This window comes from Pseudomonas sp. Xaverov 83, from assembly GCF_019352905.1.
GTDB lineage: Bacteria > Pseudomonadota > Gammaproteobacteria > Pseudomonadales > Pseudomonadaceae > Aquipseudomonas > Aquipseudomonas yamanorum.
The window spans coordinates 239794-264293 of record NZ_JAAAFU010000029.1 but is presented as its reverse complement, the minus strand read 5'-3'; the positions used below and the strand labels follow the sequence as shown (position 1 = coordinate 264293).

At 60.9% G+C, this 24500-nt stretch carries 28 protein-coding genes and 1 pseudogene; 14 read left to right on the top strand and 15 right to left on the bottom strand.

Going from position 1 to position 24500, the window contains the following annotated elements:
• Positions 1-54: 54 nt before the first annotated feature.
• From K0H47_RS12600 to K0H47_RS31400, 3 genes and pseudogenes are all read left to right on the top strand, one after another.
• Positions 55-924: a LysR family transcriptional regulator gene (locus K0H47_RS12600; RefSeq protein ID WP_063027737.1), complete on the top strand. Its 870-nt coding sequence runs from the start codon at positions 55-57 to the stop codon at positions 922-924.
• A 167-nt stretch (positions 925-1091) separates the two neighbouring features.
• Positions 1092-1820: pseudogene (locus K0H47_RS31405) on the top strand (PAS domain-containing protein); the annotation flags it as partial.
• Positions 1821-1838: 18 nt separating this feature from the next.
• Entirely contained in the window at positions 1839-2411 is a 573-nt protein-coding gene (locus K0H47_RS31400; protein ID WP_371131994.1) for a methyl-accepting chemotaxis protein, read from the top strand.
• Positions 2412-2548: 137 nt separating this feature from the next.
• Here K0H47_RS31400 and K0H47_RS12590 read toward each other — a convergent pair whose 3' ends face one another.
• The 7 genes from K0H47_RS12590 to K0H47_RS12560 all read right to left on the bottom strand — a co-directional run bounded on the left by K0H47_RS12590 (position 2549) and on the right by K0H47_RS12560 (position 8446).
• The gene (locus K0H47_RS12590; protein ID WP_063027741.1) at positions 2549-3055 is read right to left on the bottom strand and encodes a hypothetical protein; all 507 of its coding nucleotides are present in this window, start codon (positions 3053-3055) and stop codon (positions 2549-2551) included.
• A gap of 135 nt (positions 3056-3190) precedes the next feature.
• Positions 3191-4600 carry an MFS transporter gene (locus K0H47_RS12585; RefSeq protein ID WP_063027742.1) on the bottom strand — a complete coding sequence of 470 codons (1410 nt, stop codon included), beginning with the start codon at positions 4598-4600 and terminating at the stop codon, positions 3191-3193.
• A gap of 11 nt (positions 4601-4611) precedes the next feature.
• On the bottom strand, positions 4612-5349 hold the full coding sequence (locus K0H47_RS12580; protein WP_063027744.1) for an NAD(P)-dependent oxidoreductase: 738 nt from the start codon (positions 5347-5349) through the stop codon (positions 4612-4614).
• 16 nt (positions 5350-5365) lie between these two features.
• Positions 5366-5998, bottom strand: a complete 633-nt coding sequence (locus tag K0H47_RS12575; RefSeq protein ID WP_177072044.1) for a glutathione S-transferase family protein — start codon at positions 5996-5998, stop codon at positions 5366-5368.
• A 196-nt stretch (positions 5999-6194) separates the two neighbouring features.
• Positions 6195-6431 carry a DUF6124 family protein gene (locus tag K0H47_RS12570; RefSeq protein WP_063027748.1) on the bottom strand — a complete coding sequence of 79 codons (237 nt, stop codon included), beginning with the start codon at positions 6429-6431 and terminating at the stop codon, positions 6195-6197.
• Between the two features lie 364 nt (positions 6432-6795).
• On the bottom strand, positions 6796-7227 hold the full coding sequence (locus K0H47_RS12565; protein WP_063027750.1) for a hypothetical protein: 432 nt from the start codon (positions 7225-7227) through the stop codon (positions 6796-6798).
• A gap of 187 nt (positions 7228-7414) precedes the next feature.
• Positions 7415-8446 carry a LacI family DNA-binding transcriptional regulator gene (locus K0H47_RS12560; protein ID WP_201140243.1) on the bottom strand — a complete coding sequence of 344 codons (1032 nt, stop codon included), beginning with the start codon at positions 8444-8446 and terminating at the stop codon, positions 7415-7417.
• 212 nt (positions 8447-8658) lie between these two features.
• Between K0H47_RS12560 and K0H47_RS12555 the strand changes: the two genes are divergently transcribed.
• Both K0H47_RS12555 and K0H47_RS12550 read left to right on the top strand, forming a co-directional pair.
• Positions 8659-9192, top strand: coding sequence for a gluconokinase (locus K0H47_RS12555; RefSeq protein WP_017475953.1), 534 nt, complete (start codon positions 8659-8661; stop codon positions 9190-9192).
• Between the two features lie 84 nt (positions 9193-9276).
• Positions 9277-10632, top strand: coding sequence for a GntP family permease (locus K0H47_RS12550; protein ID WP_017475952.1), 1356 nt, complete (start codon positions 9277-9279; stop codon positions 10630-10632).
• Between the two features lie 120 nt (positions 10633-10752).
• Here K0H47_RS12550 and alaC read toward each other — a convergent pair whose 3' ends face one another.
• Entirely contained in the window at positions 10753-11970 is a 1218-nt protein-coding gene (gene alaC, locus K0H47_RS12545; protein WP_093206930.1) for an alanine transaminase, read from the bottom strand.
• 196 nt (positions 11971-12166) lie between these two features.
• Between alaC and K0H47_RS12540 the strand changes: the two genes are divergently transcribed.
• Positions 12167-12652 (top strand): GyrI-like domain-containing protein, encoded by a 486-nt coding sequence (locus K0H47_RS12540; protein WP_201140199.1) that lies wholly within the window; start codon positions 12167-12169, stop codon positions 12650-12652.
• A gap of 46 nt (positions 12653-12698) precedes the next feature.
• Here K0H47_RS12540 and K0H47_RS12535 read toward each other — a convergent pair whose 3' ends face one another.
• Positions 12699-13304 (bottom strand): pyridoxamine 5'-phosphate oxidase family protein, encoded by a 606-nt coding sequence (locus K0H47_RS12535; protein WP_177072042.1) that lies wholly within the window; start codon positions 13302-13304, stop codon positions 12699-12701.
• Positions 13305-13324: 20 nt separating this feature from the next.
• Positions 13325-13810, bottom strand: coding sequence for an N-acetyltransferase (locus K0H47_RS12530; protein WP_219272805.1), 486 nt, complete (start codon positions 13808-13810; stop codon positions 13325-13327).
• A 146-nt stretch (positions 13811-13956) separates the two neighbouring features.
• On the opposite strand from K0H47_RS12530, the gene K0H47_RS12525 reads away from it, so the two are divergent.
• Genes K0H47_RS12525 through K0H47_RS12510 form a run of 4 tightly spaced genes read left to right on the top strand, consistent with a single transcriptional unit; the run spans position 13957 to position 16498 of the window.
• Positions 13957-14376, top strand: coding sequence for a nuclear transport factor 2 family protein (locus K0H47_RS12525; protein WP_219272804.1), 420 nt, complete (start codon positions 13957-13959; stop codon positions 14374-14376).
• 42 nt (positions 14377-14418) lie between these two features.
• Positions 14419-14763: a YciI family protein gene (locus tag K0H47_RS12520; RefSeq protein ID WP_017475946.1), complete on the top strand. Its 345-nt coding sequence runs from the start codon at positions 14419-14421 to the stop codon at positions 14761-14763.
• A gap of 29 nt (positions 14764-14792) precedes the next feature.
• Complete coding sequence (locus K0H47_RS12515; RefSeq protein WP_219272802.1) at positions 14793-15275, top strand: SRPBCC family protein; 483 nt, start codon at positions 14793-14795, stop codon at positions 15273-15275.
• Positions 15272-16498, top strand: coding sequence for an RNA polymerase sigma factor (locus K0H47_RS12510; protein ID WP_219272800.1), 1227 nt, complete (start codon positions 15272-15274; stop codon positions 16496-16498). The genes K0H47_RS12515 and K0H47_RS12510 overlap by 4 nt, the downstream gene beginning before the upstream one ends.
• Positions 16499-16639: 141 nt before the next feature.
• Here K0H47_RS12510 and K0H47_RS12505 read toward each other — a convergent pair whose 3' ends face one another.
• Positions 16640-17365, bottom strand: a complete 726-nt coding sequence (locus tag K0H47_RS12505; protein WP_063027762.1) for an SDR family oxidoreductase — start codon at positions 17363-17365, stop codon at positions 16640-16642.
• A 111-nt stretch (positions 17366-17476) separates the two neighbouring features.
• Here K0H47_RS12505 and K0H47_RS12500 point away from each other — a divergent pair, with 111 nt between their 5' ends.
• Positions 17477-18319, top strand: coding sequence for a LysR family transcriptional regulator (locus K0H47_RS12500; RefSeq protein WP_063027764.1), 843 nt, complete (start codon positions 17477-17479; stop codon positions 18317-18319).
• Positions 18320-18455: 136 nt separating this feature from the next.
• Here the strand turns inward: K0H47_RS12500 and K0H47_RS12495 are convergent, their stop codons facing one another.
• Positions 18456-19310: a LysR family transcriptional regulator gene (locus tag K0H47_RS12495; RefSeq protein ID WP_093206955.1), complete on the bottom strand. Its 855-nt coding sequence runs from the start codon at positions 19308-19310 to the stop codon at positions 18456-18458.
• Between the two features lie 89 nt (positions 19311-19399).
• Here K0H47_RS12495 and K0H47_RS12490 point away from each other — a divergent pair, with 89 nt between their 5' ends.
• A complete protein-coding gene (locus K0H47_RS12490; protein WP_219272798.1) occupies positions 19400-19840 on the top strand; it encodes a multidrug/biocide efflux PACE transporter in 441 nt (146 codons plus the stop codon).
• On the opposite strand, the gene K0H47_RS12485 is transcribed toward K0H47_RS12490, so the two are convergent.
• Positions 19827-20735: a LysR family transcriptional regulator gene (locus K0H47_RS12485; protein WP_093206965.1), complete on the bottom strand. Its 909-nt coding sequence runs from the start codon at positions 20733-20735 to the stop codon at positions 19827-19829. The genes K0H47_RS12490 and K0H47_RS12485 overlap by 14 nt on opposite strands.
• Before the next feature lie 57 nt (positions 20736-20792).
• A complete protein-coding gene (locus K0H47_RS12480) occupies positions 20793-21551 on the bottom strand; it encodes an SDR family NAD(P)-dependent oxidoreductase (RefSeq protein ID WP_063027772.1) in 759 nt (252 codons plus the stop codon).
• Between the two features lie 112 nt (positions 21552-21663).
• Here K0H47_RS12480 and K0H47_RS12475 point away from each other — a divergent pair, with 112 nt between their 5' ends.
• On the top strand, positions 21664-22560 hold the full coding sequence (locus K0H47_RS12475; protein ID WP_219272796.1) for a LysR family transcriptional regulator: 897 nt from the start codon (positions 21664-21666) through the stop codon (positions 22558-22560).
• Here K0H47_RS12475 and K0H47_RS12470 read toward each other — a convergent pair.
• Positions 22557-23474, bottom strand: a complete 918-nt coding sequence (locus K0H47_RS12470; protein WP_219272794.1) for a LysR family transcriptional regulator — start codon at positions 23472-23474, stop codon at positions 22557-22559. The genes K0H47_RS12475 and K0H47_RS12470 overlap by 4 nt on opposite strands.
• Positions 23475-23707: 233 nt before the next feature.
• Here K0H47_RS12470 and K0H47_RS12465 point away from each other — a divergent pair, with 233 nt between their 5' ends.
• A complete protein-coding gene (locus K0H47_RS12465; RefSeq protein WP_063027778.1) occupies positions 23708-24466 on the top strand; it encodes a 5-oxoprolinase subunit PxpA in 759 nt (252 codons plus the stop codon).
• Positions 24467-24500 lie beyond the last annotated feature (34 nt).

Here is a 24500-nt window from a genome sequence, read left to right as displayed (position 1 = left end):
GCACCTTGCGTAAAATTAATCTTTCAGAATCCTGCCATAAGGACAGCTACTGCCATGATGAACCTGATGCACTGGCGCCTGCTGGTGGCCGTGGCGGACAACGGCAGTATCACCGCGGCCTCCGAGCGGGTGGGCATGACCCAATCCGCCGCCAGCCAGGCGATGGCGGCCATGGAGGCCAACCTCGGTGCGCAGTTGTTTGTACGTGAAGCACGCCAGACCTTGCCCACCGCCCTGGGCCTGCAAGTGATCGAGCAGGCGCGGGTGATGTTGGGAGCGTTGCAGGCGATTCGCACCACGGTGGACGAAGCGCGGCCCATGCTGCGTGGGACGATTCGCATCGCGAGTTTCCCCATGGTGCTGGCGGTGTTCCTGCCGCCGCTGCTGCGGCGGTTCAACCAGCTTTACCCGGGCATCGAGGTCACGGCCCTGGAAGTCACGGACGATGAAGTGAACACCTTGCTCGACGCAAATCTGATCGACCTGGGGGTGGTGCTCAACCCGCCGTCCGAGCGCAATGCTGCGGTGCTGGGGCGCGATAACTGGGTGGCGGTGCTGCCGATGGCCCACGGGTTTTCCCGGCGCCCGGCGCAGGCAACCGTGACGCTGGAAGAATTGGTGGAGCAACCCTTTGTGCTCGCCACCGGCGGCTGCACCGTCAACGCCCGCAGCCTGGCGCAGGAAGCCGGTCTGACATTGCGCGAGGTACGGGTGGAAGTGCGGGAATGGAACAGCGCCTTCAGCCTGGTGCGCGAAGGTGTCGGCGTCACCCTGGTACCCGAGATGACCCTGCCGGCCCAGCGCCACGGCTTGCGCATCATGCCGCTGGCGGAGCCGGTGCATCGCGAGTTTGCGTTGGTGACATCACGCCACCAACCGCCTTCCGCAGTGGTTAATGCTTTGTTGCAAATGCTGGCTGACTAGTGGCCTTGCATAGCGCCAACGCCTGTCTATGCTCACCCAGAACCGTTGATGACGCTCGGCATATAAAGCGTTTCGGATAGGTTCCCCCATAAAGGTCTGCGATCAAGATTCAAACCGTGAATGGAATGCGCCCGCGTGGGCGTCGGGAAAATAAAGGGTGATCCGCCATGTTCAACCGCCAACACAAATCCGACCTGCTGGAAATCGAACGTTTCTCCTGTGCGCTTACCGAAGCCAAAGCCAAATTGGCCGCCATCAGCCGTTCCATGGCAATGATCGAGTTTGATCGCGACGGCATCGTGCTGGATGCCAATGAAAACTTCTGCAGGACCATGGGCTACCGCGCCGAAGAAATTCGCGGCCAGCATCACCGGATTTTCTGCGAAGAGGCCTACACCCACACCGACGCCTACGCCAAGCTCTGGCGCGACCTGGCGCGGGGCGAGCCTCTCAGTGGCACCTTCATGCGGTTGAACAAGCATGGTCAGGAAGTGTGGCTGGAGGCCAGTTACATGCCGGTAATCGGTGCCGACAACCAGGTGCAGAGCGTGATCAAGGTGGCCTCTGACATCTCGGCGCGGATTCACCACGAGCATGAAAACCAAAGCTTGATCGACGCCATCGGCCGCTCCATGGCGGTGATTGAATTCACTCCGCAAGGCCAGATTCTGAATGCCAACGACAACTTCCTGAAGACAGTGAAGTATTCCCTCGGTGAAATCGTCGGCCAGCATCACAGTATGTTCTGCCATCGGGGTGAGACCGATTCGCCGGCCTACAAGGCATTCTGGGCCTCGCTCAATCGCGGCGAATATCACTCCCATCGGTTTGAGCGCAAAGACAAATTCGGCCAGACGCTGTTTCTGGAAGCCTCCTACAACCCGATCTTCGATGCCAGCGGACGCCTGTACAAAGTGGTGAAGTTCGCCAGTGACATCACCGACCAGGTCACCACCTTGCGCACCGCCGCCGACTCGGCCCACGCCACCTCGGTGCAGAACGACGCCTGCGCCCGCAAGGGTTCGGAAGTGGTGCAGCAGACCGTGCAGATCATCGAAGAAATTTCCCGTGACCTGAATGAGGCTGCCGTGAGTATCGATGCGGTGAGCAAGCAGTCGGACATTATCGGCAGCATCGTCCAGACCATCCGGGGCATTGCCGACCAGACCAACCTGCTGGCGCTCAACGCCGCGATCGAAGCGGCCCGGGCCGGTGAACATGGGCGCGGGTTTGCGGTGGTGGCGGATGAGGTGCGCAGCCTTGCGGCACGTACCAGCCAGGCGACGATCGAGATTGTGGATGTGGTGCGCAAGAACCACGACCTGTCGATCAGCGCGGTGTCGAGCATGCAGTCGAGCTTGAGCCGCACGGGGCTTGGGGTGGAGCTGGCGAATGAAGCGGGGCAGGTGATCCTGGAGATTCAGGAAGGGTCACGGCATGTGGTGGATGCGATCAGTCAGTTCAACTCGACACTGCAACTGCAGTAACACCGCAGATCAAATGTGGAATGAGCTTGTGTGGGAGCGGGCTTGCTCGCGAATGCGGTGTGTCAGTCAGCACATGGATTGACTGACACACCGCATTCGCGAGCAAGCCCGCTCCCACATTTGGTTTGTGGTGTTGCTTAGATCGCAGCCAGGGTTTCTTTCACCGTCTGCGCCTGCGGGTCAGCGGTTTTCGCTGCTACTTGCTGCGCCTGCTGGTCCTTCAGGCGTGCGGCCACTTCCTTGGAAATGGCATCCTGCTTTTCCTGTGGCAGGTTTTTCACATCTTCTTCGGTCAAACCCTGTTCCTTGAGCAGTTGCTCGCGGATGCGCTCGGCCGGGCTTTTCTTCATGTAGTCGGTGAAGTCACTGCGGGCCGATGTGGTGGAGTCGGTCTTGGGCACATCGGTGCTCGACGTGGTCGCGGTGGTGGCCTGCAACTGCACGCGGGTCTTGGCAAAGGCTGCGTCGATGTTGTCAGCCTTGGCATCGGCGGCGGCCTGGGTGGTGGACACGCCGGCGGCACCTTGCGCGTTTTGCGCGGCACCGCTGTACAGCGCGCTGGCGGCGGCGTTGGCCGGGTCCATGTCTGCGCGCTTGATGCGTTGGATCGTCGACTGAGCCTGGGGATTGTTGTTGATCAGCATGATCAGGACACCTGTGGATGTGGGCGGTGCCACAGGAGGAGCAATTAGCGTGCCCAATGGTGTGGCCCCGTGTTTACGGGGCTTTTGGCCGCCACCGTCGGCAAGCCTTGGCATGCCGACGGCCAGGGTTTGCCGCTAGTGGGCAATGTTCTCCAGCGCCAGGTTGCGGGTGCGCGGGCCGAACCAACTGATGGTGATCATCACGATCAACATGCTGCTGGCGATAAACGCCAACACGCCGGGCGTGCCGAGGTGTTCGAGGATCACACCGATCAACAGGCTGCTGAACACCGTCGACAGCCGACTGAACGAATAGCAGAAACCTACCGCCCGGGCGCGGATATTGGTGGGGAACAGCTCACTCTGGTAGGAGTGATAACTGAAGCTCAGCCAGGCATTGCAGAAGGTGATCATCACCCCGCAGATCACCAGCCCCACGGCGGTGGTTTGCAGCGCGAACAAACTGCCGAAGATCACCGCCCCCAGGGCCGAGCCGACAATCTGCCATTTGTTTTCAAAACGGTTCGCCACCTTCACAAACAGCAGCGGCCCCAGCGGGTAGGCGAGGGTGATGATGAAGGCATAACCCAAGCTGTGAGTGACGCTCACGCCCTGGCCCGAGAGCAGCGCCGGCAGCCAGTTGCCGAAGCCGAAAAAGCCGATGGCCTGGAACACGTGAAACACAATCAGCATCAGCGCCCGGCGCCGGTACGGCGGTTGCCAGATATCGGCAAAGCGCCCTTGGCCCTGCACGCTGACGGCTTCCGGCTCCGGTTCGTCCAGCGGCTTGCCGTGGTCTTTCTGGCAGCGCGCTTCGAGGCTGTCCATAATCTGCCCGGCCTCGTCGAAGCGGCCTTTTTGCGCGAGCCAGCGCGGTGACTCCGGCAGGCGCTTGCGCAGTTGCCAGATAAACAGCGCAAACACCGCACTGCTCACCACCACCCAGCGCCAGCCGGAGATCCCGAACGGCGCCTGGGGCACCAGCCACCACGACATCAAGGCCACCGCCGGCACCGACAGGAACTGGATGAAAAACGCGAAGGCAAATGCCGAACTGCGCATGCGCTTGGGCACCAGTTCCGAGAGGTAGGCGTCGATGGTCACCAGCTCGATCCCCAAACCAATGCCCACCAAAAAGCGCATGCAGATGATGCCCAGTGCGGAGGTCTGGATGCCCATCAACACGGTGGCGACGGTGTACCAGATCAACGCAAAGGTGAAGATCGCCCGGCGCCCGTAACGGTCGGCAATCGGGCTGAGCAGGCTGGCGCCGAGGAACAGGCCGAGGAAGGTCGCCGAGGCAAAGGCCGCCTGGTCAGAGAAGCCGAATACACCCTGGCTGCCGGTGTGGAAAATTCCGTCACTGATCAGGCCGGGGCTGATATAGGCAGTCTGGAACAAGTCATACAGCTCGAAAAAACCGCCAATCGACAGCAGCGCCACCAAGCGCCAGACGGTGGCGACGGCGGGCAACCGATCAATGCGCGCGCTGATGTGCGCGGCGCGGATCGGGTCGATGCCGTCTGCGGTAGAAGGGAAAGACATGGGCAGAAGACTCAATAAGTGATCGGGATCTCGAATTCCTGGAACGCATCATCCACCGGTTGGTAACCCAGCACACGGGTTGTTTCGCTGAGGTCCAGGCGTTTGAAGCGGTTGTTGGAGATGCCGTGGGCGATCAGGTGTTTCACACCTTCGGTTTCTACCGAGCGTTGCAGCAATTGCACGGCATCCCGCGGACTGAGCCAGGCGCTGAGGTCGCGGGCGTTGTTCAGGTCGGGGGCTTCCGGGAATTCGAATGCACCAATACGCAGGGCGATGGTGGAGAGCGGGGTTTTGGCAGCGTAAAAACCGCACAGGGCTTCGCCGTAGCATTTGCTCACGCCGTACAGGTTGGCGGGCATGACCTGCATGCCGGGGGTGATTTGCCGGTCGACCGGGTAGCCTTCGATGGTCTGGGCGCTGCTGGCGAACACCAGGCGCTTCACGCCCGCAGCCACGGCGGCTTCGAACAGGTAGGTGGTGGCCAGGATGTTGTTGGGCAGCAACTCGTCGAAGGTGGCGCTAGCGTGAGGGATGCCGGACAGGTGCACGATCACGTCAATGCCGTCGAGCAGGGCGGCGAGGGCGGTTTTGTCGCCCAGGTCTGCGCGGATGAAACGGTGTTCGCCGAGGGCGAAATCCGGCTCGATGCGATCGGTGAGGGTGAAGCGGTAGCGGTCTTTCGACGCTTCGAAAAACGTCTTGCCAATGCGGCCGCAGGCGCCGGTGAGTAGTACGTTGAGTCCGTTCATTGTGTAGTCCTTGTTTTTAGTTATGGCCATCGAGGGCGAAGGTTTTGAAGCCGGGGCGCTGGCTGAGGGTTTCGTAGTAAGCGCTGACGGCCGGGTAGGACGGATGCTCCATGGGCGTCATCCACCAGCGGTGCACCGACAGGCCGATGAGGATGTCGGCGAGTGTGAAGTCATTACCGGCGACGTAGGCGCCGGTTTTGATCAGTTGCTGTTCCAGTAGGCCCATCTTGTCGTTCCAGCTTTTTACCCCGGCTTTGATGCGTTGCGGATCCTGGTAGTCCGGGTTCTTGCGCACCAGGGCGTGGAAGGCGTAGCCCCACGACGGGTTGAGTTCGGTGGCTTGCCAGTCCATCCATTGCTCGACCCTGGCACGGGCGGCCGGCTCGGTGGGCAACAGGTCGTGGCGTTGGTGCAGGCTCACGAGGTAGCGGCAGATGGTGTTGGATTCCCACAGCACGCCGTTGTCGTCGATGATCACCGGGACTTGGGCGTTTGGGTTCAGGGCCAGGAATTCGGCGGACTGGGTGGAGGCGAAGCCGATGCCCCAGTCTTCGCGGTCGTAGGGGATATCCAGTTCCTGGCAGGTCCACAGGACTTTTCGCACGTTGATGGAAGAAGTGCGACCGAGGATTTTCAGCGAATGGCCCATGGTGCTTTCCTGACGAGGGTGAGAAGGCAGGGGGCAATTTAGCAGGGGCCAGAAGGCACGGCGAGGTGTTAAGTGGGCAGGATCAAAAATGTGGGAGCGGGCTTGCTCGCGAATGCGGTGTATCAGTGATGGAACGGTCCGCTGACACACCGCATTCGCGAGCAAGCCCGCTCACAGTTTGACCGCGTGCGGTCTGTTAGATAAGTGGTGATTCCTGGTCCATCAGCTTGCCCATCAGCAATACGCCCAACTCACTCAACTGGTGAATCGCCAATGCGGTGTCGCGGTCTTTGCCGGTGAGTTCATCAGACAGGTCGAGCAATAATGTGCTGACCGAGGAAAACGTCTCGTAGCTGTTGGCGATCAGGCTTTCGCTGCTGGCGTTGGTGCTGACGGTGAATAAGGCGGGAGGATTGGGAGTAACTTTGAACATAAGCGTGACCTCTATCTGGGCCATCACCTGATCGCTACTAAACGAAAGGGTGGCGGCTGCACGCAGGTTAGTAGACCGGCAAAGTCACACAAAAATCCGGCGCGCCACAAGGGCGCCCTGCGCACAGCCACCATCAAGCACAGACACGTAAGTCTGATAGATGAAGCTCATGCTCATTCTGTATGACTGCCCAGGCTACTAAACCCGATCACTGAGAAATTCAGCGACCGGGCAACCTTAGAGAGCCCTACCCAGGCGCACAAGCCGGCGGATTCTGACGTACCTGTAGGTAACGGAGCAAGGCGCTGCCATCAACACCAGCAACTTCCTACAGCTACCGCCTGTATGCGTTCGCGCAGTCTACTCAAGCTGTTTTGGCTTTTACGCTTAAGGGGCCAGTCTGAATATCGAAAGTACCCTTAAATTCCTGTTTCTCCGAGCCTGGCCAAGAACCCTGAAAGTGGAACTCTCCGTCCAGATCTCCAGCTCCTTTAATAAAGGTGGCTTTGTAATGGCCGGACACTGAATGCCAATATTGTGGCCTGTCATTGGTTTCGCGGTTGTAATAGCCGGCGGCGTCGGGGTTGAAACCGCCGGAAAATGCACCTGCCTTGTCAGGCAGGACCAGTGTAATAAGCCGAGTTTTTCCTAATCCATCAACGTACTCACCCTGAAACCAGAGGTCGTGCCGGCTATAATCAAACCTGATGCTGGTAGCTTCGAAAGGCCCATCTACGGATTGTTCAACCTTAAGTGTGCCTGTTACGGGTATTGCGTTAATTCTGTAATGGTCCATGGTCGAGATGCTCCATCTAACTTGCAGTTGCTATCTCTTATTGCTGGTTGCTGGATAGTTGCTTGATTAAATGAGCCTTTCACAGATTCGTATACTGTCAGAAGTCACAGTGGATTTTCATACTCGCAAGGGCTAGCGTAGAGCGTTTTACCGATGGCCCGTATGAGTCTCTTCTTATAGGACCGGGCTAGGTACTCTCGCGCACCTTCAACTCAAACCCCATGTCCACCACCGGCCGAGCGATCTTGTTGCCGGCCATCACCGTCAGCAGATGTTCAGCGGCGCGTCGGCCAATGGCTTCCCGTGGCGTACTGATGCTGCTCAAGCGCGGCACCATGAACGAGGACGAGGGCAAGTCGTTAAAGCCCAGCACCGAGATCTGCTCCGGCACCTTGATGCCATGGCGCAACGCTTCCAGCAACGCGCCCTGGGCCAGGTCGTCGTTACCAAAGAAGATCGCGTCCACATCCGGATGGCTGGCCAGCAGTTGCAGGAACAACTCACCACCCAGGCCCACCGACGACGGGCGTGGCGTCAGCACTTCCAGCGCCGGGTCATACAAGCCCGCCTGTTGCAACGCTCGCCGAAAACCCTCGCCGCGCAACAACGTGCGCTGGTCCAGTTGCGCACCGATATAGGCCAAGCGCTTGCGCCCCCGTGAGATCAAATGCGCCGCCGCCGTTTCCCCGGCGTTCATCTGCGAGAAGCCTACACAGTTAAGGCCTGCGCCCGGGTCCAGGTCCATCATGTACACACACGGCACATTGCTCGATTCCACCATGCGCCGGGCACTCTCCGTACGGTCAAACCCGGTCAGCAGCAAACCCCGTGGCTGGTAGGCCATGTAGTTGCGCAGCAGGTCTTCTTCTTCGTCGCGGGAATAGTGGGTGTTGCCGATCAACACTTCAAAGCCCTTGGGCCGCAGCACTTGGTGGATGGCTTCGAGGGTTTCGATAAACAGTAGGTTGGACAGCGACGGCACCAACACCACCACCGACTGGCTCTGGGCGGAAGCCAGGGCACGGGCGGCCGGGTTGACCACGTAGCTCAGTTCAGCCGCAGCTTTTTGCACTTTTTCCACCAGTTCGGTGGCCACGGTGCTGATGCCGCGCAAGGCCCGGGAGGCGGTAATCGGGCTGACGCCAGCCAGGCGGGCAACTTCATTCAGGGTAGGGCGGCCCGTGGTGCGGGTATTTTTATCGTTCTTGGGAGTCATCAGGCGGCTTGCCAAACAAAAATCGAGGCACTAAGGTAGCGCTGTCTCCAAGACCCTGCAAATTCTTGAACGTCGGGATGCCTGTTCCCGTTCAAACCTTTGGAGCAGATGCACGCGTCACTCCATAAAAATGACAAGACGGCGCGGGAAAAGCCTGTTTTTGCACTAGCCTTACAGCGTGCAAAGGTAGCGCTATCTGCGTCTTGAGGTGTTTCATGAGTCAACCTGTTACTGCCCTCGTGATCATGGGTGTTTCCGGCTGTGGCAAGTCCAGCGTCAGCGAGGCCCTGTGCCTGCTGAACGGCGCCACCGCCATCGAAGGCGACAGCTTTCACCCCGCCGCGAACATCGAGAAGATGAGCGCCGGCCATCCCCTTAACGACGAAGACCGCGCCGGCTGGCTCGACATCCTGTGCGATGAATTGCGCCGCTCACTCAAAGCCGGCGAGCATCCCGTGCTCACCTGTTCGGCGTTGAAAAAGAAATACCGCGACCACCTGCGCGAAGCCGCGCCGGGCTTGGGGTTTGTGTTTCTGGAACTGACCCGCGAAGTCGCCGCCGATCGTGTGTCTCACCGCCCCGGCCATTTCATGCCGGCAAGCCTGATCGACAGTCAGTTCGCTACCCTGGAATCGCCGGTGGGCGAGCCGTTGACCCTGGCGCTGAACGCCAGTGAAGACAGCGTTGAAGAACTGGCCGAGCAAACCAATGCCTGGTGGCTGAAACACGGCTTTGAACCAAACAAATAATTTTTTGCCGGACAAGATAGCGCTGTCCGCCTGCACTGAATTTTTTACCGGCTTTAATAACAACAACAAACAGGAGAGACCCCCATGTTTGGCTTGTCCCACGATACCTATCTGCTGCTCGATGCAGTGGTGACCATCATCGGCCTGATCGTGTTGATCACCCGGTTCAAAGTCCACCCGTTCATTGCGCTGATCATCGCCGCAGGCTTTCTCGGCCTGACCTCGGGCATGCCCGTGGACAAGATCATCAAGGCGTTCCAGGACGGCTTCGGTGGGGTGCTCGGCTTTGTCGGGATTATCCTCGCGCTGGGTACGATGCTCGGCAAGATGATGGCCGATTCCGGCGGTGCCGATCAGATCGCGCAAACCCTGGTGCGGGCCTTCGGCAAGGAGAAGGTGCAGTGGGCAATGATGTTCGCCGCGTTTTTGGTGGGCATTCCGCTGTTCTTCGAGATCGGTTTTGTATTGCTGATCCCGCTGGTGTTTATCGTTGCGCGCCGCACGGGCGTGTCGCTGATCAAGATCGGCATCCCGCTGCTGGCCGGCCTGTCGGCAGTGCACGGCCTGGTGCCTCCGCACCCGGGCCCGTTGCTGGCAATTGGCGTGTTTGGGGCTGACATCGGCAAGACTATTCTCTACGGCCTGATAGTCGCGCTGCCTACAGCCATCATCGCCGGCCCGCTCTATGGTTCGTTTATCGCCAAGTACATCCCGGGCAACCCGTCCCAGGAACTGGTGGACCAATTGGCCAGTGAGCAACCGGAATCCAAGACCCTGCCGAGCTTCAGCATCACCCTGATCACCGTGCTGCTGCCGGTGTTCCTGATGTTGCTGAAAACCTTCGCCGACGTCGCCCTGCCGGACGGCCACGTGATCCGCAACTGGATGGACATGATCGGTCACCCGATCACCGCGTTGCTGCTGGCCTTGCTGCTGTCGCTGTACACCTTCGGCCATCGCCAGGGCATCGGTTCCAAGCAAATCCTCAAGCTGCTCGACGCGAGCCTTGCGCCGACTGCCGCGATCATCCTGATCATCGGTGCCGGCGGTGGCTTCAAGCAGATGCTGGTGACCAGCGGCGTGGGTGATGTAATCGGCCAGATGGCGGTGACCGCGCAGATCAACCCGATCCTGCTGGCCTGGCTGGTGGCGGCGGTGATTCGTGTGGCTACCGGTTCTGCGACGGTGGCGACCATTACCGGTGCGGGCATTGTGGTGCCGGTGGTGGGGATGATTCCAGGGGTGAACCGCGAGTTGCTGGTGTTGGCGACGGGGGCGGGCTCGCTGGTGTTGTCTCACGTCAACGATGCGGGGTTCTGGCTGGTGAAGCAGTACTTCAATATGACTGTGGCCGAGACGTTCAAGACCTGGACAGCGATGGAGACCATTCTGTCGGTGGTGGCGTTGGGCTTTATCATGTTGCTGTCGCTGGTGGTGTAACAGGCACACCACAAAAAAAATGTGGGAGCTGGCTTGCCTGCGATAGCGATGGTGAATTCAACACCGCTATCGCAGGCAAGCCCGCTCCCACATTGATTGGGTTCCTGCCGTTGGATCGGGTCAGGCCTCAGCTTTCTTGACCAACCCATCCGCCCGGAACATCGCCCGGATGCCCCGCACCGCCTGGCGAATCCGGTCCTGGTTTTCGATCAGCGCAAAGCGCACGTGATCGTCGCCATACTCACCAAAACCAATCCCCGGCGACACACACACCTTCGCCTCAAGCAGCAGCTTCTTGGCAAACTCCAGCGACCCCATCGCGGCGTACGCCTCGGGAATCTTCGCCCAGACGTACATCGACGCCTTCGGGTTCTCGACCATCCAGCCCAGCTCATGCAGGCCTTTAACCAGCACGTTGCGACGCTGGCGGTACTGCTCGGCAATGTCTTTCACACACTGTTGATCGCCTTCCAGCGCCGCAATCGCCGCCACTTGCAGCGGGGTGAAGGTGCCGTAGTCGTGGTAGCTCTTGATCCGCGCCAGGGCGTTGACCAGTTCCGGGTTGCCCACCATGAAACCAATGCGCCAGCCGGCCATGTTGTAGCTTTTGGACAGGGTGAAAAACTCCACCGCGATGTCCTTGGCGCCCGGCACTTGCATGATCGACGGAGCTTTCCAGCCGTCGTAGACGATGTCGGCGTAGGCCAGGTCATGCACCACCAGCACGTCGTACTGTTTGGCCAGGGCGATCACCCGTTCGAAGAAGTCCAGCTCCACGCACTGCGCGGTGGGGTTGGACGGGAAGCCGAGGATCATCATCTTCGGCTTGGGAATCGAGCCGCGAATGGCGCGTTCCAGTTCTGCGAAGAAATCCACGCCTGGAATCAGCGGCACCGAACGCACCTGGGCGCCGGCAATCACGGCACCGTAGATGTGAATCGGGTAGCTGGGGTTCGGCACCAGCACCGTGTCGCCTTGGTCCAGGGTGGCCAGCATCAAATGCGCCAGGCCTTCCTTGGAACCGATGGTCACGATGGCTTCGGTTTCCGGGTCGATGTCCACTTCATAGCGGTCTTTGTACCAGCGCGAAATCGCCCGGCGCAGCCGCGGAATGCCTTTGGAAGTGGAGTAGCCGTGGGTGTCTTCGCGTTGGGCGACGGTGACCATTTTTTCCACGATGTGCGGTGGAGTGGCGCCGTCCGGGTTACCCATGCTCAAGTCGATGATGTCTTCGCCGCGCCGACGCGCAGCCATCTTCAGCTCGGCAGTGATATTGAACACGTAAGGGGGGAGTCGATCTATGCGCGCAAAGCGGCGCGGCGAACGGGGTTCGGCCATTGTTGCCTCGAAATACGTAAGCGCCCGGAACCGTCCGAGCGACGTCGGCCACTGCGGTGGCCTGCGGGGCAGACAATACGGTCGATGATGGCCAATTGTCCAGATACTGTGGGAAAAATTTCTGCTTGGAGTGCGACGGGGATATGCCCCTATACTCGACGCGGGTTTGTTCCCTCATAAGAAGGAGACTGTTCAGATGGATCAACAGACAAAACTGCCGTTACAGCCGCGCATGGAAGAGGGCAACGCCCTGGTGATCGCGGGTGTGCAGGGGCGTTATTCGAAGGCCACGATTGGCGATATTCCCAAGTTGTGGGAGTTGTTCGACAGCTGCTTCAAAGAGATCAAAAAGCGCGTCGGCGGCGTGACCTACGGCGTGTGCTACAACGCCAAACACGATGAATTCGACTACCTGGCCGGCATTGAAGTGCCGGCCAAGGGCGATGTACCGAGCAACTTCCAGTCGATTGAAATCCAGGCCCATCGCTATGCCGTGTTCCCGCATTTCGGCCCGGTGCAGGCACTGGCGCAGACCTATGAACGCATCATGTTCGAATGGCTGCCGGCCTCCGGGTACAAGGTGGTCGGGGCCGATTTTGAGCGCTACAGCGCCGACTTCGACGTGGGTAAAGGCACGGGCTCCGTGGAAATCTGGATCCCGATCAACGCCGAATCCGCCTGACCGCACCATTGGCAGGAGCGAGCATGTTCGCTCCTGCCACCGCCTCTCAATACAACGTGGCCTTGACCCGCTCCGGCATCTCTCGGTCATAGGCTTCGGCGTCGAACGCCCCATCATTCAAGCGCTTGTGAAATGCCCCGGCGCTGGGCAATGCCGAGCGATCCAGGTGCTTTTCCGGGTTCCAGCAATCGGAACGCACAAAGGCTTTGGAGCAATGGAAATACGCCGCCTCCACCTGCACCAGAATCACCGAGCGGGCCGCTTTGCCATTCACCGCAAAGCTCTCCAGCAACTCGGGCTCGATGGAAATCTGTGCACTGCCATTGACCCGCAACGTCTCGCCAATGCCCGGGATGATGAACAGCAACGCTATACGCGGGTCCACCACCAGATTGCGCAGGGTGTCGAGGCGGTTGTTCCCTGGCCGATCCGGAATCGCCAACGTGCGCTCGTCGATGATTCGCACAAACCCCGGCACATCGCCACGGGGTGAGCCGTCGATGCCGTCCGGGCCGGATGAACTCACCACCACCAAGGGCGACGCGCGGACCATCGCCTGGTAGTCCTCGTTGAGAAACGGGATTTCCTTGCGCACGGCCCGTTCGTGGGGGAGGCCGTAGAGGGTTTCGAGTTGTTCCAGGGTTGTTAGCATCTTCACCAGCTCCTTATTGTTTAAAACACCCACGCCAACCGGCGCTCATACCCAATCCGCCCCTTATACGCCTCCCCGCTGTCCACCCAGCCCTGCTGCAAATACAGCCCCATCGCCGCCACATTATCCGTGTCCACCGACAGCTCCAGCGCTTTGATCTGCGGCCAGACCAGGCGCGCGGCGGCGGGGAGGGCTTGCAGGCAGGCTTTGCCAAACCCCAGGCCTTGCTGATGGCGATCGACTTGCAACGCATGCAGGGTGGCGCTGTGTTCATCCGCCCAATGGGGCAGGCACGGCGGGCGTTTGAGCAGCAGGAAGGCGACGGGAATCTCGTCGGCGAGTAGCGCAAAGCCTGCGATACCGGGATTCGGATTGACCAGCAGGGTGTTCAGCGCACAGTAGATATCGCCGGAAAACCCCAGCTGTTCGGGATGCACTTCCAGGGCGTTGAGTTGCTGTTGTTGCAGGGCAGTCAACGTCTGATAGGCGACGAGGCGGGTTTCCATCGGCGTAGCATCCGAAATCCTACAAAGAAGCGCGGATTCTAGCGGGTTTGCGGTCGTCGCAATTATTTTTCGCGGGATTGTCGATTGGCCGATATCTCAGTCGACTAAGGGTGGCTTCAGTGATTTTTCCCGCGAGGAGTATCGCCATGAGCACCGCCATCAGCAGCTTGATCGAACAATGGAAACAGGCCGTCACCGCCAAGGATGTCGAGAAGATTGTCAGCTTTTACGCCGACGATATCGTCGCGTTCGACGCCGTTAGCGCCCTGCAGTTCAAGGGCAAGGCCGCCTATGAGGCGCACTGGAAGGCATGCATGGAGTTCTGCCCGGGGCCCGGGGTTTTTGACTTCCATGAGATGCATATCGTCGCCGGCGATAACAGCGCCTTTGCCCACTGGCTCGCACACTGTGGCGGCACCGGGCCCGACGGCGTGCTCAAGACCTGCTGGATGCGCGTCAGCGCCGGCTACCAGCGCGTTGGCGGCGAGTGGAAAGTGGTACATGAGCATTGGTCGGCACCCTTCGACATGGAAACCGGCGCCGGTCTGTTCGACCTGAAACCTTGACCGCCGCGAACTATAGTCAGTTGTCCGAAAACGGAGAATCCCATGAAATACCTCTGCCTGATCTATAGCAACGAGCAGGTGCTGCACGAGTCGCCCGACAGCCCCAAGGACCCGGAATGTTTTGCCTATGGCCAGTCCGTGCAGGCCAGCGGGCGGATGCTCGCTGCCGAACCGCTGGAGTCGGTAACCACCGCCACCACGGTACGCATGCGCAACGGCAAGCTGTCGATCACCGACGGACCGTTTGCCGAAACCAAGGAGCAGCTCGCCGGGTTTTACCTGATCGAGGCCAAGGACCTGAATGAAGCGATCCAGGTGGCCGGTGGCATTCCGGCCGCCCGGGTCGGCAGTGTGGAAGTGCGCCCCGTGCGTGAATTGAATCTCTGATCACAACAATAAAACTCAGGAGGTTTCCCATGAGCAATCAACCCAAGCCCGCCGAATTTGAACTGTCCATCAGTCGCTTGATCGACGCACCTCGCAGTCGCGTATTCCGTGCCTGGACCGAGCCTGCCTTGTTGCAGCAGTGGTGGGGCCCACACGGCATGACCACCCCGGAGTGCGAAATGGACCTGTGGGTTGGTGGGCAATTTCGCACCCTGATGCGCGCGCCCGACGGCAGCGAATACCCGACCCAGGGCGTATTCCTCGAAATCACCGCGCCCAGTCGGCTGGTGTTTACCGATGCGTTCACCCCCGGCTGGATCCCCTCGGGCCAGCCGTTCATGACCGCCGAAGTCACCTTTGAAGATGTCGACGGCAAGACCCTGTACACCGCCCGCGCCATGCACTGGAGCGCCGAAACCAAGCAGGCCCACGAAGCCATGGGCTTTCACGTGGGCTGGGGCCAGAGCCTTGACCGGCTGGTGACGCTGGTGACCGAAGGCCTGCGCGATTGACGGTGCAGGCCCGGGTCGAAGCGGTTTATCGCAGCGAATCGCGGCGCATCCTCGCGACCCTGATTCGCCTGCTCGGTGATTTCGACCTCGCTGAAGAAGCCTTGCACGAGGCATTCTTCGTCGCGGTCGAGCGTTGGGAGCAAGACGGTGTGCCCGACAATCCCCGGGCCTGGCTGGTCTCCACCGGGCGCTTCAAGGCCATCGACCGTTTGCGCCGCCAGGCCCGGTTTGCCGCGCACCAGAACCAGTTGCTGGCTCAGGCTGATGAATTGGAAGAAGCCGACTGGAGCGCTGAAGACGTGGAAGACGACCGCCTGCGCCTGATCTTCACCTGTTGCCACCCGGCGCTGGCGGCGGATGCCCAGGCGGCGCTGACCTTGCGTGAGATCTGCGACCTCACCACCGAGGAAATCGCCAGGGCGTTTCTCGCCACACCGGCCACCATCGCCCAGCGTATCGTGCGGGCCAAGGGCAAGATCCGCGAAGCGAAGATTCCCTATCAAGTGCCGTCCCTGGCGGAGTTGCCCGAGCGCCTGGACAGTGTGCTGCGAGTGATTTACCTGGTGTTCAACGAAGGCTATTCGGCGTCCATGGGCGCTGATCTGACCCGAGAGGACCTGACCCGCGAATCGATTCGCCTGGGTCGATTGCTGATGGAATTGTTGCCGGAGCCGGAAGTGATGGGCTTGCTGGCGCTGATGTTGCTCCACGAATCCCGGCGCCCGGCACGCACCTCGGCGGGCGGTGAATTGGTGTTGCTGGATGAGCAGGACCGTTCGCTGTGGGATGCGTCGTTGATTGCTGAAGGATGCGCCCTGGTGGAGAAATCCCTGACCACACGCCGCTTCGGGCCCTACAGCCTGCAGGCGGCGATTGCGGCGGTACATGCCGAGGCGACGAGCGCTGACGAGACCGACTGGCCGCAGATTGTTGGGCTGTACGAGGTGTTGCTCGGGCTGGTGCCGTCGCCGGTGATCGAACTGAATCGCGCAGTGGCCGTTGCGATGCGCGATGGGGCGTTGGCGGGGTTGGAATTGGTGGACGGGATTCTGGCGCGGGGGGAGTTAGTCGACTATCACCTGGCGCACTCGGCGCGGGGCGAATTTTGTCGGCGATTGGGGCGAGCGGAAGACGCGCGGCGAGCGTTTGAGCGGGCGCTGGTATTGACCCAGCAAGAACCGGAAAAGCGCTTTATCGAACGGCGTCTGGCCGAACTCAAATAGTCCGTGAGACTGGAATGCGTTCCACTGTGGGAGCTGGCTTGCCTGCGATAGCGGTGTATCAGCAACAGATGCATGGCTGACCCAGCGCCATCGCAGGCAAGCCAGCTCCCACAGTGGATTTGTGTTGTCTGCCTTGGATTCTTACGGCTGCTGACGCGTCGCCGCCAACACAATCTCGCGAATGCACACATGCTGCGGCTGCTGGTAGGCATAGGCAATCGCCGAAGCCACGTCATCCGCACTCAATACAGTGCCGCCCATGTCCTGTTTCCACGCCTGGTAGCCGCTCTTGATGGCCTCATCGGTGGTGTGGCCCAGCAGTTCGGTTTCCACCGCACCCGGCGCAATGGTGATCACCCGCACATTGTGCGGCGACATTTCTTCCCGCAGGTTTTCCGAAATCCCATGCACGGCAAACTTGGTGCCTACATAGGCGACATGGTTAGGGAAGGTCTTGCGCCCGGCTACGGAGCTGACGTTGATGATGGTGCCGCCCTTGCGCTTGACCATGCTGGCGGCCACCGCGTGAATGCCGTTCAGCAGGCCTTTCACGTTGACGTCGAGCATCTGCTCCCACTGTGCCGGGTCCTGTTCGCTGACGCTGCCCAGCAGCATCACGCCGGCATTGTTGATCAGTGCATCGGCCGGGCCGAATTGCGCTTCGGCTTCTTTCACCGCCGCCACCAATGCGGCGCGGTCGGTGATGTCGACACCGCGACTCAAGGTGTTCGGCAGCGCCAGGGCGTTGAGCCGGTCGAGGCGGCGGGCCAACAGCAACAGCGGGTGGCCGGCGGCCGACAGCAAGCGCGCAGTCGCTTCGCCAATGCCCGAACTGGCGCCGGTGATGATGATCAATGGCTTGCTCATGGTTAAACTCCTGAAATAAGAAAAACAAATAACTAAACGTGGGTCGCAGTATATTTAGCCCTTGAGTGGCTGAAAAATGCCTTATTCCTCTGTCTGTCATCGGTATTAACTATGGATGTGCGTCATCTCAAGGCGTTTCTCGCGGCGTTCGAGGAGCGCAATATCACCGCGGCTGCGCAGCGCCTGTTCATCAGCCAGCCGACGCTGTCGGTGACCATCAAGCAACTGGAAGAAGAGTTGGGCGTGGCGCTGTTTCTGCGCCAGCCTCGCGGGGTTGAAGTCAGCGATGAAGCGCGGGTGCTGTACCCGCAAGCTCGGCGCATGGTGGCCGAGGCCGACGCGTTGAGCCGGTTGTTTCGCGGGCGCGAAAACCGCATCGCCCTGGAACTGGGTGTGGAAGGCGATATTGCCGACAGCCAGATCGAAACCTTCCTGCGCATGGCGCACCAGGGCCTGCCCGGTTTGCTGCTGACCTTGCAGGAAGGCTGCGAAGGAGAAGGGCGCTTGGCGGTGGAGGAAATGTGCTGCGAGGACGAATTATTCCTGCCGCTTTGGGAAGAGTCCTACGTCATGGCACTGCCGGCTGCGCACCCGATGGCGGCCGGGGGGAAAGAACAGGCGTGGGCGCCGATCGAAGACTGGATCACCTGCCCGCAACATGATTCCCATCAGCGGCTGATGGCCCTGTACGGCCGCTCGCCCCAGGCGGTGGCCGGGCATGCCGGTTCGTTGACCCAGGCCTTGCATATGGTGGCGGCCGGTGTGGGCGTGGCGATGTTGCCGCAGTCGCTGGCGGCGGAGCGGGCCGGGGTGGTGATTCGCCCCTGGCACTTGCCGGCACCGACGCGCCGGGTGGGGTTGTGCTTTGCCGCCCAGGCCCTGGAGTTGCCGGCGTTGCGGGCGCTGCATGAGTATTTCCAGAACAACCGCCCGCCGCAGATTGAAGCGGCCTGACTGCGTCTTTGAATGCACCGCAAATTCAATGTGGGAGCTGGCTTGCCTGCGATAGCGGTGTTTCAGTCACTACCGCTATTGCAGGCAAGCCAGCTCCCACATTTGATCTTCATTGTTCCGAATTTATGTTCCGGCATTACTCCAGCATCTTGCCCAGCAACCAACTGCCTGCCGGGCCGGGCGGATGCTGGCGTGACCACAGCGCATCCACCGCCACCGAGCGCGGCCAGCTGCGGGCCTTGATTTCACACAGGTGGCCGCCGCCAAAGCGCTCCACCAACCAGCGTGGTAACGGTGCCCAGCCGAAACCCAACTGCGCCATTTCCATCAGCATCAGGTAACTGGGCGCCGACCACACACGCCCCAGGCCCCGGGTTTCGTTCGGGTTGATGATGCTCGCCAGGCGCAGTTCGCGGTGTTGTTCCAGGGTTTGCTGATCGATGTCCTTAAGGTTCGCCAGCGGATGTTTGGGGGCGACAAACAGTGCGATTTCCGTGCGTTCTTCCACGGCGGTGCTGGTGAGGTCCGGCGGATAAACCTCCTGCTTCTCGATAAACGCAATCTGCGCCCGGCCGCTTTGCACCAGGGCGATCAAGTCCTCGCATTCGGCGATCAGGCATTCCAGCTCCAGGTCCGGGTAGCGCTGTTCGAAGGCGCTGAGGGCGGTTTCGAAACGGTCCGACTGGTACGTATCGGACATGGCGATACTCAGCTTCGGCTCCAACCCTTGGGACAACTGGCTGGCCGCCAACTCCAGGCGGCTGCTGGCTTCCAGCACCTGCTCGGCGCGTTGCAGCAGCACATGCCCGGCCGGGGTCAGCGTGGGCTTGCGGCTGCTGCGATCAAACAGCACCACGTCCAGGTCAATCTCCAGGCTGGCCACCGCCGCGCTGACGGTGGACTGGCTCTTGCCCAGTTTGCGCGCCGCCGCTGAAAACGAACCCTGGGTTGCCGCCTGCACAAACGCTTGAAGCACTTCATGGGAGGCCATGACTATCGCCTTGATCGATGGTTATTGGTTATGAAGTATCGAGTCAAAGGGTAATGATGGCAACCATCGTCACTCACGGAGAACGGGTCATGACACCCACCAAGTCGATTACTGAACGCGTTTGGCAGGCCATTGGTTTTGAAGGCCTGGCCTTGTTGATCTGTACGCCGCTGCTGGCGTGGATCATGGATAAACCGGCGCTGGAGATGGGCATGGTGACCTTGGCCATCAGCCTTATGGCACTGGCCTGGAACGTGATTTTCAATGGCCTGTTCGATCACCTCAAGGCGCGCCTGCAACTGTCTGGCGGGGTGTGGACCCGCGTGCTGCATGCGTTGATGTTTGAAGGCGGGCTGGTGGCGATCTGCGTACCGTTGATTGCCTGGTGGCTGAACATCAGCCTGATGCAGGCGTTTATCCTCGACATCGGCGTGCTGCTGTTTTTCCTGCCGTACACCTATGTGTATCACTGGGGTTATGACGCAGTGCGCGAAAAAATCATGCAAAAACGCGTGCTCAGCCAAGTTTGAGGGACGCCACAAACTCAAGGAACGCCCGCACCTTGGCCGCCGGCAAATGCCGCGACGGGTAGAAGGCATACAACGGAAAGCGCTCATCGGGCCAGTCGGGAAACAGCTCGACCAACGCGCCCGATTCGAGCGCTGGGGCAAGCCCGAGGTCGAGCATCTGCGCCACTGCATGGCCGTGTTCGCAGACGCTGTACAAGGTCCCGGCATCGTTGACCACCAGCCGTCCGCTGGTGGCGACGTTGACGTGCTCGCCGGGCCGGTGGAATTCCCAGCCAAACGGCCGGCCGGTCTGGGAGTCGCGAAAGTCGATGCACACGTGCTGGCCGTCTTCCAGATCCTTCGGGTGGGTCGGGCGGCCATGGCGCTCAAGATAGTCTGGCGACGCCAACGTCAGCACCCGCACTTCCATCAACTTGCGGGCAATCAGTGAGGACGATTGCGGAATCCCAAAACGGATGGCCAGGTCAAAGCCATCCGCCACCAGGTCCCCGAGTTGGTCCCGGGTGTGCAGGTCCAACTGCAACTGCGGGTATTGGCTCATGAATTCACCGAGCACCGGCCCCAGCACCAGCCGCGAGAAGTACGGGTCGATGTTCACCCGCAACCGCCCGCGTACGGTCAGGGCGCTGTCTGCGGCCGAGCTGGCGGCTTCTTCCAGGCCCGCCAGCAGCGGGGCGATTTCCTGGTAGAAACGCCGGCCCTCGTCGGTTAATTGCACCGAGCGAGTGGTGCGGTCGAACAGGCGAATCCCCAAGCGTTTTTCCAGCCGTGAAATGGCCCGGCTGACCCCCGAAGGCGTCATCTCCAAGCTGTCGGCGGCGCGGGCAAAACTGCCGCTGTCGACCACGGCAGCCAGTACGCCCATGCCGCCGGCCAGTCCTGGGTCAAAACTCATGGGTGATTGCCTGTCAGTTATCCGAAAGCATTGATGCTAGCGGAGAATCTGAGCGCGTTACAGAAACATCCCGCCCGAGGCCTCGACGCGCTGCCCGGTGATCCAGTTGCTGCCATCCGCCAGCAGGGTAGAAATCGCCCCGCCAATGTCATCCGGCAAGCCCGCGCGACCGAGTGCGGTGTTGTTGGCGACCATCGCGTTCACGTCCGGGTTGTCCCGCACCGCGCCGCCGCTGAAGTCGGTGGCGATTGCGCCGGGGGCCAGGGTGTTGACGGTAATCCCGCGCGCGCCCAATTCCTTGGCCTGGTAGCGTGTCAGCACCTCCACCGCGCCTTTCATTGAAGCGTACGCTGAGTAACCCGGCAGGCTGAAGCGCGCCAGGCCGCTGGAGATATTGATGATGCGGCCACCGTCGCTGATCAGCGGCAGCAGTTTCTGGGTCAGGAAAAACGGACCCTTGAAGTGGATTGCCACCAGTTGGTCAAACTGCGCTTCGGTGGTTTCGGCGAAGCTGGCGTGGGCGCCAATCCCGGCGTTGTTGATCAGGAAGTTGAAGTGCGCCTGGCCGAACACGTCCTTCAATACCGAGCCGACCTGGGCGGTGAATGCATCGAAGGTGGAGCTTTGGCTGACGTCCAGTTGCAGCATCGCCGCTTTGCCGCCCAGCGCTTCGACTTGGGCGACCACGGCTTGGGCTTCGTCGGCTGCGCTGTGGTAGGTGCCGATGATGTCGACGCCTTGTGCCGCCAGGTGTAGCGCAGCGCTTTTGCCCAGGCCGCGGCTGGCGCCGGTGATCAGTGCGATTTTACGGGTCATGGTGGAGTCCTCGGAGCGTGTGAGTGTTCGTGGGACCGAGTGTATTTGTCCGGCCATAACGTGATAAACAGAGCAATACCGGAATCACTGGCCGGATAAGGCGAACAATCCCATGAACAAACTGGAGTTGCTGCGCACCTTCGTGCGCGTCACCGAACTGTCGAGTTTCACCCAGGCGGGCGAGAGCCTGGGCTTGCCGCGCTCGACCGTGTCCGAGCATGTGCAGGCCCTGGAAGAGTTGCTCGGTGCGCGCCTGTTGCAGCGCACCACGCGCAAGGTTCAGGCGACCCAGGATGGCCGCGTGCTGTACGAACGCAGCAAGGATTTGCTGTCGCATATGGAAGAGCTGGAAGGCTTGTTTCGCCAGGATGAGGCGCAACTGGCGGGGCGGATTCGCGTGGACATGCCCAACGTCATGGCCCGGGAACTGATCCTGCCACGCCTGCCGGAATTCATGGACCTGCACCCGCTGATCGAACTGGAGATCAGCAGCACCGACCGTCAGGTCGACCTGCTGGCCGAAGGTTTCGACTGCGTATTGCGGATTGGCGCGCAGCCGGACCAGTCGGTAGTGGCGCGGTTGCTGGGTAGCATGACGATGATCAATTGCGCCAGCGCGACTTACCTGCAACGTTACGGCGTTCCCAAGACGCTCGCCGATTTGGCCCACCATCAACTGGTGCATTACGTACGCCCATTGGGCTCACGTTCGCCCGGGTTTGAATACGTACAGGGCAACAAGGTACACCGGATTCCCATGGCCGGGCGGGTGACCGTCAACAGCACGGATGCGTATCGGGCAGCGTGCATCGGCGGGTTCGGCCTGACTCAGGTGCCGGTCCTGGGCATTGTCGATCTATTGGCCAGTGGCGAGTTGGTGGCGGTGCTGCCGGACTATCCGGCACCTGCGCTGAACGTGTCCCTGCTGTACGCCGGCCAACGGCATTTGCCGCAGCGGGTGCGGGTGTTCATGGATTGGCTGGCGGCGATCCTGCAATCCCGGCTTTAACGCCGGGCCGACAACTGCTGCGGCGCCAGGAATGCATCGTGGAAGTAATCCCTAAACGCCTGCATCGCCGGGGTGAAGTCGCGCTCGCGGTGCCAGGCCAGGCCGACACTCATGGGCGTGACCTTGTCGGTGACGCTCACGGTTTCGATGCGCTTGCCTTCCAGCGACCACGGGCGATGCACCAGGTCCGACAAAATCGCCACGCCGCTGCCGTTGGCAACCATGCTGCGTACCGCCTCCACCGAACTGGTGCGCAGCCGCACCTTGGGCGTTTGCCCGGCCTGTTCCCAGTAGCGCATGGCGCTTTGTTCGGCCTCGTCGACGGTGAGGAAAATGTACGGCTCCCTGGCCACATCCGCGAGGCTCACGGCCGGGCGTTCGCACAACGGGTGATGGCTGGGCAGCCACAGGCGGCGTTCGGAGTTGAAGAGGATTTCCGAGACGATGTCCGGGTGGGTGAGATTGGCGGTGAGCACCACGGCCATGTCGAACTGGCCGTCGAGCAGGCCGTGTTCGATGGACTGGCGTTCCTGTTCGAAGACCTCGATGGTCACGTCCGGGTGCCAGTGTTCCATGCGTTGCAAATGGTGCGGCAGGAAGTAACCGAGCACGGTGTAGCTGGCGGCCACCCGCAGTACGCCGCTGGCGCGGTAGTCCGGCAACGGGCTGTTCAGGGCGTCATCGACGCTGCGCACAATCACGTAGGCCCGGTTGAGAAAATGCCGCCCGGCATCGGTCAGGCTCATGCCCTGGGCCGAGCGCACGAATAGCTGCGCACCGAGCATCGCTTCCAGCTCCTTGATCGCGGTGGTTACCGCAGACTGGGAGATGTTCAGGTGAATCGCCGCCTGGGAGATCTGGCCGATTTCGGCGGTGGCGACGAAGTAGCGGATTTGGCGCAGGGTCAGGGACATTGGTTTCTCCGCTCGTTCCCACGCTTTGCGTGGGAACGCATCCTGTGACGCTCTGCGTCACGATTTTAAAAGGCGGACGCAGAGCGTCCAGGACGGCGTTCCCACGCGGAGCGTGGGAACGATCAGTATTAGGTATCTGATTTTCAGAAGATGGGCCATCTGATAATAGATCTTCCCAAGGGGTCAAGGGGCAGCCTAATTTCCATGGCATGAACTTCAACGGAGCGACCCCGATGCAGGCAGTGGATTTCAATTCGGACATGGGCGAAGGCTTCGGCCCCTGGACCATCGGCGACGGCGTCGACAGCGAACTGATGGCCTATATCAGCTCGGCCAACATCGCCACCGGCTTTCATGCCGGCGACCCGGGCACCATGCGCCGCACCGTCGAGCGCGCCAAGCAACTGGGTGTGGCGATTGGCGCGCACCCGGGCTTTCGTGACCTGGTGGGGTTCGGCCGGCGCCATATCAACGCCCCGGCCCAGGAGCTGGTGGACGACATGCTCTATCAACTCGGCGCCCTGCGGGAGATCGCCCGGGCCCAGGGCCTGACGCTGCAACACATCAAGCCCCACGGTGCGCTGTACATGCATCTGGCGCGGGACGAAGAAGCGGCGCGGCTGTTGGTGGAAAACCTGCAACGCCTGGAGCCCACGCTGTTGCTGTACTGCATGCCCAACTCGGTGATCTGGCGCATTGCCAAGGAACTGGGCCAGCCGGTGGTGCGGGAGTTTTATGCCGACCGTGAGTACGATCTCACTGGCTCCATCGTGTTTACCCGCAATGTGCGGGCGCTGGATCCGGCAACGGTTGCGGCGCGAGTCCTGCGTGCCTGCCAGACCGGCCTGGTGCGCACGGTTGAAGGCGAAGACTTGTTTATCGAGTTCGATTCCATCTGCTTGCACAGCGACACTCCCGGCGCCCTTGAGTTGGTGGAAGCCACCCGTGAAGCGCTGGATCAGGCGGGGATTGAAGTGCGCACACCTCGCTGACCGACACCGGTGCCAAGACACCGGGTCCTGCTGA